The sequence below is a fragment of the Streptomyces sp. NPDC002669 genome (assembly GCF_042889165.1).
In the GTDB taxonomy this organism is placed as follows: domain Bacteria; phylum Actinomycetota; class Actinomycetes; order Streptomycetales; family Streptomycetaceae; genus Streptomyces.
Window position 1 is genome coordinate 15,975 of the sequence record NZ_JBIAQQ010000028.1, and the last position, 12,761, is coordinate 28,735.

Consider the following 12,761-nt stretch of genomic DNA (forward strand, 5'->3'; position numbering starts at 1 on the left):
AGCCCGTGCCCGGCCGGCTCCGGACGGAAGTCCCTAGATCCGCGAGTTGCGCAGCGACTGCCACGCGGCGCCGGCCAGCGCACGCGTCGCCCGGGGCACCGACAGCCCCTCGTGCTCGCGGTACAGCTCCCAGTTGTACTGGACCAGCGACAGCTTGTTGGAGGACAGCGACCCCGCCTGGTGGGCCCGGTACACCGCGAGCGGCTCGGCCAGGCCCCGGGCGTCGGCGCCGTCGCGCATGATCGACAGCCACAGGGCGTAGTCCTGCCGCTTCCGCATCTCCGGCATCAGCCGTGTGCCGAGGACGTTGCGGTCGTACATGGCGGTCAGCGCGCCGATGTAGTCCCGGACCAGCATCGCGCGGTAGTCCACGTGTTCCCTCGCCCGGATCACGCGCCCGTTCGGGACGAAATCGGTGCTCTCGCCCTCATGGTCGGCGTCCATCTTGAAGTACGAGGTGAACGTCAGGGGCGCATCGCCCGCCGCGGCGAACGCGAGCTGCCGCTCGGTCTTCTCCGGGAGCCACATGTCGTCGCTGTCGAGGAAGGCGACGTAGTCCCCCCGGGCCCGCTGGATGGCGAGGTTGCGGGCGCGGCCGGCACCGCCCTGTTCGGGTGCCGCTTCCGGCCGGACGCGCTCGTCCTGCCGGGCGAACTCCATGAGCAGGTCCATGGAGTCGTCGGACGACTTGTCGTCGGTGATCAGCAGCTCCAGGTCGCTGTGGGTCTGCGTGAGCACCGACCGCACCGCCGCACCGAGAGTGGCTGCCGAGTTGTACACGGGCATCACCACGGACACCAGGGGCACAGTGCTTCTCCTTGCTCGACCAGGAACGTCGTTCCATTCAAGCATTGCGATCGGGCAGGAGACGCCCGGCCCGGCGTCGAACCGGGCCGGGCCGGACCCGGCGATGCCTCTTCGTCACCCCAGTGTCAGCACGTCCAGCAGGTCGGGGCGCTCCTCGGGTGCGGCGAACAGGGTGTGCAGGGCCAGCAGCAGCCCCGCCGCACCGGTCGCGAGGTCGGCGGAGAAGCGGCGCAGCCGGGCGCCCGGGACCAGCAGCCGGTCCTGTTCGGCGACCAGGTGCCAGGAGAGGTTCCGCACCGAGTCCAGCACCTCGGGGCCCGGTTCCCCGCCCGCGAGCCGGTGGGCGGTGGCCACCAGTCCGGCGCGGCCCCGGAAGAGTCCCGGCTCGCGGACGAACTCCAGGACGCACCCCTGCGCGATGCCCGGCAGCAGCGCGGCGAGCGCCGGGTCCTCCCGGTGGGCCAGGTAGCGCTGCGCGACCAGGGCCACGCCGCTGCTGCCCTGGTCCAGGTAGAGCAGATGGCGCTTGCCGTCCTTCACCTGCACGCTGCCGCCCGGCATGGTCACGCAGTGCCCGGCCTCCCTGGTGAGTGCCGCGCCCGCGGCGTCCAGCAGCCAGTCCTCACCGGTGCGCCCGTACAGTTCGAGCTGGAGGAGCGCGGCTCCGCAGAGGCCGCTCAGCAGTCCGGCGGAGTGCGGGGCGGCCAGGTCGTCGACGTGCTCGCCGCGGACCAGCGAGTCGAGTTCCCAGGCGGTCCGCAGGGCCCGGTCGAGCAGTTCCTGATCGGGCGTGCCGTCGCCGCCCGCGCCTTCGGAGGCGAGCCGCAGGGCCGCCAGTGCCGTTCCCGCCCTGCCGGTGAGCAGGTCGGCCGAGGCGGAGGCGGGGGCCCGCAGCGCCCGGTCGAGCAGTTCGCGCCCTTCCTCGCGGCGGCCGAGCCGGGACAGCACCAGCGCGATGCCGGGCAGCCCGTCGAACAGTCCGCCGGGGGCGCCCGGATCGCGGCGGAGCGCCGTGCGTGCCAGCCAGTCGACGTGCTCCTCGGGGACGGGTGCGCCGACCCGGTCCAGGGCGTACAGCACCCCGGCGGCGCCGTGCGCGGCGCAGGCGCCGCCGGTGGCGAAGCCCGTCAGGTCGCCGGGGTGGAGCCGGTCGGTGCGCTCCGGGGTGGCGTCGGCGCGGATGCCGGCGACGAGCCGTTCGCGGATGCCGGGCCAGTCGGGCACCGGGCCGCGCAGCAGCGCGTCCACGGTCGGTTCGCCGCTGTCGTCCGGGAGGCCGTGGGCGAGTGCGGCGGGTCGTGGCGGCCCCGCGTCGGGGCCCAGCCGGTACCGGGCACGGGCCCAGCGTTCCAGGGTGAGGATCTTGCCCCGGTCGTGTTCGGCCACCTCCAGCAACGGCATCAGGGTGTGCAGCCAGATCGCCCAGAGCCCGTAGGCGTCCGTCTCGGCCCCGCTCCGGTTGAAGCCGGGCGGCGCCTGGAGTCCGGGGGCACCTGCCGGCGGGGTGTCCTGGTCGTCGAGGTCGGTGGCGTACTCGAAGTCGATCAGGGCCACCCGGCCGTCGGGGCGGATGATGACGTTGGCGGGGTGCACGTCCGCGAACCGCAGCCCGCGGGCGTGGATGAGGTCGAGGGCCCGGCCGAGCCCGTCCGCGACGGACTGCGCCCAGCGGGAGTAGGCGTCGAGTTCGGCGGGGGTGCGTTCGCCGCGCGCCAGGGCGAAACGTTCGACGATCTCGTTGAACAGGGTGGCGCCCTCGATGTACTCCTCGATCAGGAAGTGGTGCTCCCAGACCGTGCGGACCCCGTACACCTCGGGCACGCAGTCGAGTCCGGCGAGCCGGGTCAGGGCCCGGTGCTCACGGTGCAGCCGGGTGACGGCGTCGTGCCCGGCGGGGTCGAGTCCGCAGTGCGGCCGGGCCTCGCGCAGCACCACCTGCTGCTTGGTGGTGCGGTGCTCGGCCAGGTAGATGCCGCCCGCGCTGGAGAACTGGAGTGCCTTGGTGACCACGTACGGGAAGTCGTCGTCGCGGGCGGCGGCGCGGGCGGCGAGGTGGGGGCGCAGCGGCTCGGGGACGGTGACCCACTCCGGTATCCGGAAGGCCACGCCCCGGACGTCGGGGACGAGTTCGCCCGACGGGTGACGCATCGCGCGGACCCGTTCCCCTTCGTCGTCCCTGCACCAGAGTTCGACGAACGCGCCGTAACGGACGTACACGGGAGAGTTCCCGATCCGCAGGTCGCTGAGGATGTACGGTCCGCTGCGCCCCTCCAGGGCCTCGCTCAGGGCGTCGAGCAGCTTCAGGAGCGCGGGCTCGTCCTCGGGGTAGACGGTGATGAACTTCCCCGCGCTGGACCGGTTCATGTACTTCGCCGACATCAGCCGCAGGGCACGGCCGCTGCGCAGGAACTTGAACGTCACGCCCTGTTCCAGGCAGATGCGGGCGGTGTCGGCGAGGGTGCGCTCGGCCTCCTCCGGCACGGTGGAGATGTGGATCTTCCAGCCCTGCTCGGGCAGTTCGGCGGACGCGGGGTGCAGCACGGTCCACAGGCCGGTGGTGCCGCGCCGCCAGCCGGCGGGCGGTTCGGCGCGGTCGAGCGGGTAGCGGGTCTCCTCGTCGGGCAGCCGGGCCGGGGTCTCGTAGTAGCGGCGGTCGGCGAGGCAGTACAGCTGGGTCTCCTGGATGCCGGGCACGGCATACCTCCTGCTGGTTCGTGGTCAGGGGCGGGGGCTGCCGGTCCCGGGACGGTCCTCGGGGGGCCCGGTGCGGTCCTCGGGGGTTCCGTGCGCGACGACCTCGTCCGCGGAGGAGTCGGAGAGGTCGCGGGAGTCGCGGGAACCTGACGGCTCGGGCGGTCCTGACGGCTCGGAAGAGCCGGAGCGCCCGGACGCCTCCGCCGCCGCGACCGCCTCCGGGCCGGGCCGGGCGGACGGGGCGAACGTGACGACGGCGGCGGACACGGCGAGGACCCCGGCGATCGCCCCGAACGTCGTCCGGCTGCCGAAGGCGGTGAGGAGCGCGCCCCCGGCCAGCGGACCGAACGGCTGGACCAGTGAGGACAGGAAGCCGGCCGCGCTCTGCACCCTGCCCACCCGATTGCCGGGGGTGACGACCAGCAGGGTGGAGAGGAAGCCGATGCTGGCCACGGTGGACAGGCACATGCAGGCGGCGCAGAGCAGCCCGGCGAACAACGGGACCCGGATCCAGGCCAGGGCCAGGGCGCTCGCCACACAGAGCCAGCAGGTTGCGGTGATCAGCGCCCAGGTGTGCCGTTCGGGGCGCAGCCGGGGCGCGAGGAGCGCGCCGACGAGGGCCCCGGCCGAGATGAAGGTGACCACGGTGCCGCCGCCGAGCCCGGACTTTCCGCCGCCCGAGAAGACGGTCAGCGCAGTGAACGTCAGGGCACCGAAGGCGAAGTTCATGCCGAGTCCGAAGACGAGGAGCACGGTCCGCAGATAGGGCAGCCGCCACAGGAACGAGAGCCCGGCGGTCAACTCGGCCTTGCTGAAAGCCGATCCGGCCCTGGTCTCGGCCCTGGACCGGGTGCGCACCAGGGCCACGCAGATGGTGGACAGCAGGAGCCCGACTGCCTCGGCGAGGAACGGCAGGACCGGGTGCAGCCCGAACAGGGCGCCCCCGACCATCGGCCCCACCAGCCGCGCGGTGGCGGTACGGGCCTGGAGCCGGGCAGTCGCGGTCCCCATGTCCTCGGGGGGCACGACGGTCCGCATCAGCCCGAACGCGGCGGGCCCGTAGAGGCTGCCGATGACGGCGCCCGCGCCCGCGACCAGCAGCACCAGGGGCAGCGGTACGTGCCCCAGCCACACGGCCACGACGAGGGCGCCGACGACGCAGAAACTGCCCAGGTCGCACAGGCGCATCAGCCTGCGGCGCTCCACCCGGTCGGCCATCACCCCGCCGGGCAGCATGGTGATCAGGAGCGCGGTGATGGACACCGTGCCGATCGCACCGGCCTGTACGGCCGATCCGGTCTCGCGGAGCACGAGGAGCGGCAGGGCCAGTGCGGTCATCTGGGTGCCGAGAACGGCGAACAGACCGCTCATCCACAGCAGTCGGAAGTCCCGGTTGGTTCGTAACGAGGCGGCCATCGTCGGCTCCCGGTCGGTGATTCGGGGACAGGGCCCGGCCGGTGGCCCGGCTGAGGCGACGGTCCGGCGGGGGCGGGGCCCGGTGAACGCGGGACCGGTGCGTGCGGGGCCCGGCCCGGAAAATCGAGGCGGGGCGGTCTCCTGGTCACGGAGCCGCCCCGTTTCGGCCGACCGGGCGCCACCGGGGAAACTTCCTTCCCCGGGTGGCACCACGATCCGGTCGTCAGCCCTTACTGGTCCGACATGACGACGCTGACGACGCTGACGCAGCTGCCGGTGCCGGTGCCGGGCTCGATGGTGGCGGCGGTCTCCTGGAGGTCCAGCACGGAGTGCGCCTCGACCTCGGGGGTCTCGTTCTCGTCGCCGGCCGGCTTGGTGTTCTCAGCCATGGTGGTCTCCGTCCACTCGTACGACTCTGTGGTCCGGTCGTTCCGGGGCTGGCCCGGTTCTTCCGGTTGCGGTCGGCGGGTGCCTGCCGCTGACCAGAAAGTTAGGAGCCCCGGCCTGGCAAACGGTTCGACGCCGGTATGGCGGCGGTATCGCGGCAGTTCACCGGGGGCGGACGAGGTCGTACGGGTGGTTCGCGGTCCTGGTGGCGGTCCGCCGGGCCCGGGCCGGCCTGCGGCCATACCGGTTCCGAACCGGTTTCGGACCGGTGCCGAACCGCCCGGCGGGACGCTGTACCCGCGCACGGCGGCCGCGCGCCGCACCCCTACGCCCGAAGGAGACGGCCGGTGGAACTCGCCGAACTCGTCGGACTGCGGCCGGTCCCGGCCGGTGGAGTGCTGGTCACCCTCACCCGCCGCTGTCCGCTGCGCTGCTCCCACTGCTCGACCGGCTCCGGGCCGCAGGTGCGGGAGGAACCGGAGGCGGACGCGCTGGAGCGCTTCGTCTCCTCGTTCACCGCCGCCGACCGGCCCGACGTGCTGATGCTGACCGGGGGCGAACCGCTGCTCCGGCCGGACCTGGTGGCCTCGCTCACCCGCTCCGCACGGGCCGCAGGCACCCGGACCGCGCTGCTCAGCGGCATGTTCTTCGCCCGGTCCCACGGTCTCTCGACCGGCCTTCCGGCCCCGATACGGCGGGTGGTGCGCACGCTCGACCACTTCTCCGCCAGCCTCGACCTGCCGCACGAGCGGGAGGTGCCCCGGGCGGCGGTGTTCCGCGCGGTGCGCGAGATCCGCGAGCTGGGGGTGGCGGTCAGCTTCCACCTCACCGGGACCGGGGAGGACGACCCGTACCTCGCGGACGTCACCGCGGACATCGACCGGACCTTCGGCGGAACGGTGCCGTCCCTGGTCAACGAGGTGCGGCCGTTCGGCCGGGCGGCGTCCTGGGCCCGCCCGGCCCGCACCGTGCCGGACGGCGGGGGCGTGCTGCCGTGCGCGATGGCCGCCTGGCCGGTGGTCGCCTTCGACGGCACGGTGCTGGCCTGCTGCAACCAGGACACCGTGGACCGCCGCCCCGTACCGCCCCATCTGCTGCTGGGCCACATCGCCCGGGACGACTGGGCCGCCGTACGGGCGCGGGCGCTCGGGTCGCCGCTGCTGCGGCTCGTGCGCACGGTCGGCCCGGCCCATCTGCGCCGGCGCTGGTCGCCCGGCACCCCGGCCGGTTCCTACTGCGGGGACTGCCGGCGGCTGGGCGAACTGCCGGAGGTGGTCGCCGCCGCCGACGCGCTGGCCTCGGGCGCGGCGGGCGCGCTGCTCGACCTGACCGCCGCCCGCCGGCAGCACGACCAGGGGCCGGTGACGCTGGTGCGCCGCCACGGCTGCGCCGCGTACGCCGACCTGGTGACGGCCCCGGACGGCGGCCGGCCCCCGCACCCGGCGGCGGACGGCAGTTGGTCCCCGCGCCCGGCGGCGGAAGGCGCCGGGACATGAGCCCCGTGACGCAGCCGCCGGGCCGCACCGCGGAACCGGTCGCGACGCGACTCCCGGCGCGCGGCGGCGGGCGCGGGCTTTCGGCCTCCGAACGGCTGCGGGTCAAACTCGCCTTCGCCGAACCGGCGTTGCGCGCCTCGGCGGCCGGACTGTGGCGGCCCGAGGGGCTGCTGCCCCGCTACCGGGCCTACCTGTGCGCGATGCACACGGTCATCCGGGCCTCCGTACCGCTGATGGAGCGGGCCGCCGACCGGGCCGGGCTGCTGGCCCGGCGCGGCGACCCGCTGGGCGCGCCGCTGGCCGCCTATCTGGACGGGCACATCCGGGAGGAGGCGGAGCACGACGCCTGGCTGCTGGAGGACCTGACGGCGGCGGGCAGCGGCCCCCGGGCCGCGCTGGACCCGGTCCCGCCGCCGCTCGTCGCCTCCCTGGCGGGGGCCCAGTACTACTGGATCGAGCACCACCACCCGGTGGCGCTGCTCGGTTACATCGCCGTGCTGGAGGGGCACGCCCCGGCGGCGGGGCTCGCGCCCCGGCTGGCCCGGCTGACCGGGCTGCCCGCACCGGCCTTCCGCACCGTGCACGAGCACGCGCGGCTCGACGACGGCCATGCCGACGAACTGTACGCACTCCTCGACCGGTTGCCGCTGTCGCGGGGCCAGGAGGCGGCCGTGGCCGTCAGCGCCCTGCACACCACGGACGCGCTCACCCAGTTGTTCGTCCGGCTCGGGCGCACCGGACCGGCGCCGCCGGTGCGGGAAGCCGGGCGGTCCGTCTCGATGGAAGGCCAGACATGACCGAACCACCGGACCGGCTCGCCGTGCTGTACGGCGCCGGGTTCGCCGTCGATCTGCTCACCGACGAACAGCGGCAGGTGCTGAACGACCTCGCCCCGGAGGAACTGACCGTGCTGCTCGACATCAAGAGCCGGCTCGACGCCGTGGGGCCCGAGGTGCAGGCACACGGCGAGATCGCGGGCGGCGCCCTGTTCTGAGGCCGCCCGACGGACTCCGGGGCGGACGACGATCGCCGTCCGCCCCGGGGCACCCGGGTCCCGCTCCGTCGGGACCCGCCCTGCGGCGGGCCGGTTCCCGTGACCCGGCCCGCCGCTCCGGCCGGGCCAAGCAGAGAGGAAGCGCTGATGAACTGCACATCGTGCCGGCACGAGCTGCCCGCCGCCGCACGGTTCTGCCCGTCCTGCGGCACCCCGTGCCCGTCGCCCGTCGCCGCGGCGCCGGAGGACGAACGCAAGCTGGTCACCGCGGTCTTCTGCGACCTGGTGGGTTCCACGGCGCTGTCCGGGCTGCTGGACCCGGAGACCCTGCGCACCGTGACGCTGCGCTACTTCGCGGTGATGAGCGAGCAGATCGAGGCGCACGGCGGCACCCCGGAGAAGTTCATCGGCGACGCCGTGATGGCGGTGTTCGGGGTGCCGGTGATGCGTGAGGACGACGCCCGGCGGGCGCTCGCCGCGGCGCTCGGCATGCGGGAGGCGCTGGCGGGGCTGAACACCGAGCTGGAAGCCACCCTGGGCATCCGGCTCGACATCCGGATCGGTGTCAACACCGGTCAGGTGGTGGCGAGTTCCGATGCCAGCACCCGGCAGGCGCTGATCTCCGGCGAGACGGTGAACGTGGCGGCCCGGCTGGAGCAGAACGCGGCGGCCGGCGAGATCCTGATCGGCCCGCAGACCCTGGAGGCCGCCGGTCCGACGGTGGTCGTGCAGGAGACGGGACCGCTGCGGCTCAAGGGCAAGGCCGACCGCGTGCACGCGTACCGGCTGATCGCGCTCGGCGCCGACGACCCGGAGCTGCTGCGCCGTTTCGACGTGCCGTTCATCGGCCGCGCCGCGGAGCGGGCGGCGCTGGACGAGGCGCTGGAGCACACGGCGCGCGGGGCGGGTCCGGGGCTGGTCCGCCTCGTCGGCGACGCCGGGATCGGCAAGACCCGGCTGGCACGCGAGTGGCTGACCGGCCTCGACGGCCCCGGGCGGCCGGTCGTCGGCACCGGCCGCTGCCGCAGCTACGGGGACCACGGCACCCTGGCGCCGCTGGCCGACGCGGTACGGGAGGTGCTCGGCTCGCCCCTCGCCCGGGAAGCGCTGCGGGAGGCGCCGGCCGGGGCGTCGGGGCGGTCCGGGGCCGCGGTGGCGGACGCGTGGGCACTGCTGCGCGGCGGTCTGCTGCACGACGGCACGCCCAACGCCCCGTTCGAGGACATGTGCGCCGCGCTGGTCACCGTGCTGTCCCGGACGGCGGAGCGGCGGCCGGTGCTGCTGGTCGTCGACGACTGGCACTGGGCCGAACCGCTGCTGGTGCGGACGGTGAACCGGCTGGCCGGACCGCTGGGCCGGGCGGGCGGGCTCATCGTGTGTCCGGGCCGCCCGGACGGGCCGCCGGCCACCGCCGACCCGGCCGCGGGGACGGCCCGGATCCTGCCGCTGACCGGCCTGCCGCGTGCCGAGGCCGCCCTGCTGATCCGCGAACTGGCGGGCCCGGCCGCAGGGACGGCCCCGGACGGCCCGGACGCCCGGGGCCGCGTCCCCCGCCCCCGTACCCCGCACGCCTCCGAAGCCCACGGCCACGACCTGTACGACCGGGCCGAGGGAAACCCCCTCTACCTGGAGCAGCTCCTCGTCCCGACGGGCCCTGATCCGGTGGACGCGGCGGGCCCGGGGGCGGAGGGGGCGCGGGACGTACGGGGCGCGGCGCTGCCGCCGACCCTCCAGGCGCTGCTGGGGGCCAGGATCGGCGCGCTGGAGCGGGCCGAACGCGCCACCCTGGACCTGGCGGCGGTCGTCGGCCGGGACTTCACCGCGCCGGAACTCGTCCGGCTGACCCGGGCGGCCCGGGAGGCGGAGCACACGCCCCGGCCCGCACCGGCCGCACACCCCGACGGTTCCGCTCCGGAGGACGACCGGGGCCGGGTGGCCCGCGCGCTGGCCCGGCTGCGCGGGCGCCGGCTGGTCGAGACCGCGCCGGGCGGCGAACCGGGCGCGGGCCGGCACCGGTTCAGCAGCGGCCTGGTCCAGGAGGTGGCGTACGCCTCGCTGTCGAAGCGGGCCAAGGCCGAGCGGCACGCCTGGGCGTCCGAGCTGCCCAGCGTGACGGCGGCGGGCGAGGCTGCGGTCGGCGGGCATCTGGAGCGGGCGTACCGGTACCGCACCGAGCTGGGCCTGGCCGACGACCGGGCCGCCGCCCTGCGGGTCCGGGCCGCCGCCGCGCTCGCCTCGGCCGGTGCGCAGGCCCTGGCCCGTTCCGATCTGCACTGGGCGCAGGGCCTGTTGGAACGTGCCGTGGCCCTGCACCCGGCCGGTGATCCGGCTGCGGCACCGGCGCTGCGACGGCTCGGCGAGGTGCGTCTGGCGCTGGGCCGTTCCGAGGACGGGGAGCGTCTGTTGCGACAGGTGCTGGCCATCGGGACCGCGCCGGTGGAGGCCGCGCACGCCCGGCTCGCGCTGGCGGTGCTGGACCCGGTCTCGGTGAGCGTGTCGGCCACGGCCCGGTCGGTGCTGCCGCTCTTCGAGTCCGCCGGGGACTGGGTCGGCCAGGCGCGGGCCCGGTTGCGGCTGGCGCAGCGGTTGCAGCTGGCGGGCCGGCACGAGGAGGCCGACCGTGATCTGACCCTGGCCCTGGACCACGCGGTGCGGGCCGAGGCGGAGCCGGAGCGGGCGGCGGCGCTCGGCGCCATCGGGATCTCGCTGTGGCGCGGCCCGGAGCCGGTACCGGTCGCGGTGACCCGCTGCCGCGACCTGCTCGCCGCGCACGGCGCCGGCCGTCCGGCCGTCCGCACCACGCTGAACTGCCCGCTGGCCGTGCTGTACGCGCTCCACGACCGGGCGGACCGGGCCCGGGAGTGCCTGGCCGAGTCGGAGCAACTGGCCGACGAGCTGGGGTACGCGGAGGCGGAGGTCTTCCTCCCGGTGTTCCGGGCGACGGTCGAGTCGCTGCTCGGGTGCACCGGCCCGGCCCTGGACCTGCTCGTGCGGGCGGACCGGGCGGCGGAGCGCGGCGGGGCCCGGTCCATGCGGCCGGCCATCGCGCTGGAGGCGGCCCGGCTGCTGCTCGACGACGGCCGGCCCGGCGAGACGGGTCCGTGGCTCGAAGGGGTCGGGGAGGAGCGGTCGTTGCCGCACTCGGACCGGGTGGACCTGACGGGTCTGCGGGCCCGGCTGGCGGCGGGGGCCGGGGACGCGGAGGCGGCCCTGCGCCACGCGGACCGTGCCGTGCGGGACTCCCTGCTGACCGACTCCCCGCTGGTACGGGCCACCGCGTCGCTGGACCGGGCGCGGACGCTGGCGCTGCTGGGCGACGCGGCGGGGGCCGCGGCGGCGGCGCGGGGGGCCCGGGAGGGGTTCGCGGAGAAGGGACATCTGCCGGGCGAGCGGTGGGCCGCACGGCTCGTCGCCGGTCCGGCGTCGGCCACGACGGAGAAGAGCTGAGGATGACGACCACGGACACGGCACCGGGGCCGGGACTGACCTGGAGTCTGCGGGGGCGCGGACCCGACGACGTGGCGGTCCTCGCGGACCCTGGCCCCGGCCCCGGGGGCGGGGCCCTGCCGGGCACCGGGCGGGGCGTACGGGTCTGCGTGGTGGACTCGGGCGTCGAGCGCGACCATCCGGGCGTCGGCCCGGTCGCGGGCTCATGGGTGGTGGTCAAGGACCCGGAGACCGGCGGGACCGAGGTGCGGCCGACCGACACCGGGGACTCCTGCGGGCACGGCACCGCCTGCGCGGGCATCATCCGGAGGACCGCCCCGGAGTGCGAACTGCACAGCGTACGGGTGCTGGGCGAGCGGTTCTCCGGGACCGGGGACGTGCTGCTGGCCGGGCTGCGCTGGGCGGTCGAGCAGGGCTTCGACGTGGTGAACCTGTCGTTGTCCACCACCCGGGCCCGGTTCGCCGAGGAGCTGCACTCGCTGGCCGACCGCGCCTACTTCAACCGCACGGTCGTCGTCGCCTCGGCGCACAACTCCCCGGTGGAGAGCTACCCGTGGCGGTTCGCCTCGGTGATCTCCGTGGGCAGTCACCAGGAGGAGGACCCGGACCTGCACCTCTACAACCCCGACCCGCCGGTGGAGTTCTTCGCCCCCGGCCAGAACGTGACGGTGCCGTGGCTGGGCGGCACCTCGATCCGCACCACCGGGAACAGCTTCGCGACCCCGTACATCAGCGGACTGTGCGCGCGTCTCCTCTCGGCCCATCCGAGGATGACGGCCTTCCAGCTCAAGAACGCCCTTTATCTCTCCGCGGCCAACGTGCGGTTCGGTCCGCGGCTTCCCACCCCGGCAGGAGAGGTCTGCGATGACTCCGAGAACTGAACCAGCGTCCGCGTCGGCGTCCACCGCGGGAACGGTCCCGCCGGTCGATCCGCACCGGCGCGAGCTCCTCCAGTCCGTCGTCGACGTGGCCCGTGCGATCTTCGGCGCGGCGGCCAGTTCGGTCTTCCTGCTGGACGAGGAGGCCGACGAGCTGGTCTTCCAGGCGGTGTCCGGGCGGGGCGAGGAGTTCCTGGTGGGCCGCAGGTTCCCGGCCGGCCGCGGGATCGCGGGCTGGGTGGCGACGTCCGGCGAGCCGATGGTGGTGGACGACCTCACCACGGACACCTCGTTCGACCGTTCGCTCGCCGAGTCCACCGAGTTCGTGCCCAACTCCCTGATGGCGGCTCCGCTGATCAGCGACGGGCGGGTGCTCGGCGTGCTGGAGGTGCTCGACCCGTCGCCGCGCGCCCGTACGGACATGCGGGAACTGGACCTGCTCGCCATGTTCGCCCGGCAGGCCGCCGCGGCGCTGCGGATGGCGTCGTACGCCCCGGCCGCCCCCGGCGCGCAGGGGCTCGGCGCGGGGCTGGGGCCGCGTCAGCGTGCGGACGCGCTGAGGCTGCTGGGTAGTCTGGAGCAGCTGCTCCGGGAGCCCTGCTGAGCCCCGGGGGCAGGACGCCGCCGACGGAAGGACCACGC

At 75.2% G+C, this 12,761-nt stretch carries 10 protein-coding genes; 6 read left to right on the top strand and 4 right to left on the bottom strand.

Going from position 1 to position 12,761, the window contains the following annotated elements; translation table 11 throughout:
- Nucleotides 1–33: 33 nt before the first annotated feature.
- The 4 genes from ACFYW1_RS31355 to ACFYW1_RS31370 all read right to left on the bottom strand — a co-directional run bounded on the left by ACFYW1_RS31355 (nucleotide 34) and on the right by ACFYW1_RS31370 (nucleotide 5,306).
- Nucleotides 34–807: a glycosyltransferase family 2 protein gene (locus ACFYW1_RS31355; RefSeq protein ID WP_389000756.1), complete on the bottom strand. Its 774-nt coding sequence runs from the start codon at nucleotides 805–807 to the stop codon at nucleotides 34–36.
- Between the two features lie 114 nt (nucleotides 808–921).
- Nucleotides 922–3,501, bottom strand: coding sequence for a class III lanthionine synthetase LanKC (lanKC, locus tag ACFYW1_RS31360; protein ID WP_389000759.1), 2,580 nt, complete (start codon nucleotides 3,499–3,501; stop codon nucleotides 922–924).
- Between the two features lie 24 nt (nucleotides 3,502–3,525).
- On the bottom strand, nucleotides 3,526–4,917 hold the full coding sequence (locus tag ACFYW1_RS31365) for an MFS transporter (protein ID WP_389000762.1): 1,392 nt from the start codon (nucleotides 4,915–4,917) through the stop codon (nucleotides 3,526–3,528).
- 230 nt (nucleotides 4,918–5,147) lie between these two features.
- Complete coding sequence (locus tag ACFYW1_RS31370) at nucleotides 5,148–5,306, bottom strand: hypothetical protein (protein WP_356933597.1); 159 nt, start codon at nucleotides 5,304–5,306, stop codon at nucleotides 5,148–5,150.
- 345 nt (nucleotides 5,307–5,651) lie between these two features.
- Between ACFYW1_RS31370 and ACFYW1_RS31375 the strand changes: the two genes are divergently transcribed.
- The 6 genes from ACFYW1_RS31375 (at nucleotide 5,652) to ACFYW1_RS31400 (ending at nucleotide 12,723) form a co-directional block, all read left to right on the top strand.
- A complete protein-coding gene (locus ACFYW1_RS31375) occupies nucleotides 5,652–6,800 on the top strand; it encodes a radical SAM protein (RefSeq protein WP_389000766.1) in 1,149 nt (382 codons plus the stop codon).
- A complete protein-coding gene (locus ACFYW1_RS31380) occupies nucleotides 6,797–7,597 on the top strand; it encodes an iron-containing redox enzyme family protein (protein ID WP_389000769.1) in 801 nt (266 codons plus the stop codon). Before ACFYW1_RS31375 ends, ACFYW1_RS31380 begins: the two co-directional genes overlap by 4 nt.
- Nucleotides 7,594–7,794 carry an aroma-sacti cluster domain-containing protein gene (locus ACFYW1_RS31385; protein WP_148836333.1) on the top strand — a complete coding sequence of 67 codons (201 nt, stop codon included), beginning with the start codon at nucleotides 7,594–7,596 and terminating at the stop codon, nucleotides 7,792–7,794. The genes ACFYW1_RS31380 and ACFYW1_RS31385 overlap by 4 nt, the downstream gene beginning before the upstream one ends.
- A 147-nt stretch (nucleotides 7,795–7,941) precedes the next feature.
- The gene (locus ACFYW1_RS31390) at nucleotides 7,942–11,241 is read left to right on the top strand and encodes an adenylate/guanylate cyclase domain-containing protein (RefSeq protein WP_389000773.1); all 3,300 of its coding nucleotides are present in this window, start codon (nucleotides 7,942–7,944) and stop codon (nucleotides 11,239–11,241) included.
- 2 nt (nucleotides 11,242–11,243) lie between these two features.
- The gene (locus ACFYW1_RS31395; protein WP_389000776.1) at nucleotides 11,244–12,122 is read left to right on the top strand and encodes a S8 family serine peptidase; all 879 of its coding nucleotides are present in this window, start codon (nucleotides 11,244–11,246) and stop codon (nucleotides 12,120–12,122) included.
- A complete protein-coding gene (locus ACFYW1_RS31400) occupies nucleotides 12,106–12,723 on the top strand; it encodes a GAF domain-containing protein (RefSeq protein ID WP_389000779.1) in 618 nt (205 codons plus the stop codon). The genes ACFYW1_RS31395 and ACFYW1_RS31400 overlap by 17 nt, the downstream gene beginning before the upstream one ends.
- Nucleotides 12,724–12,761 lie beyond the last annotated feature (38 nt).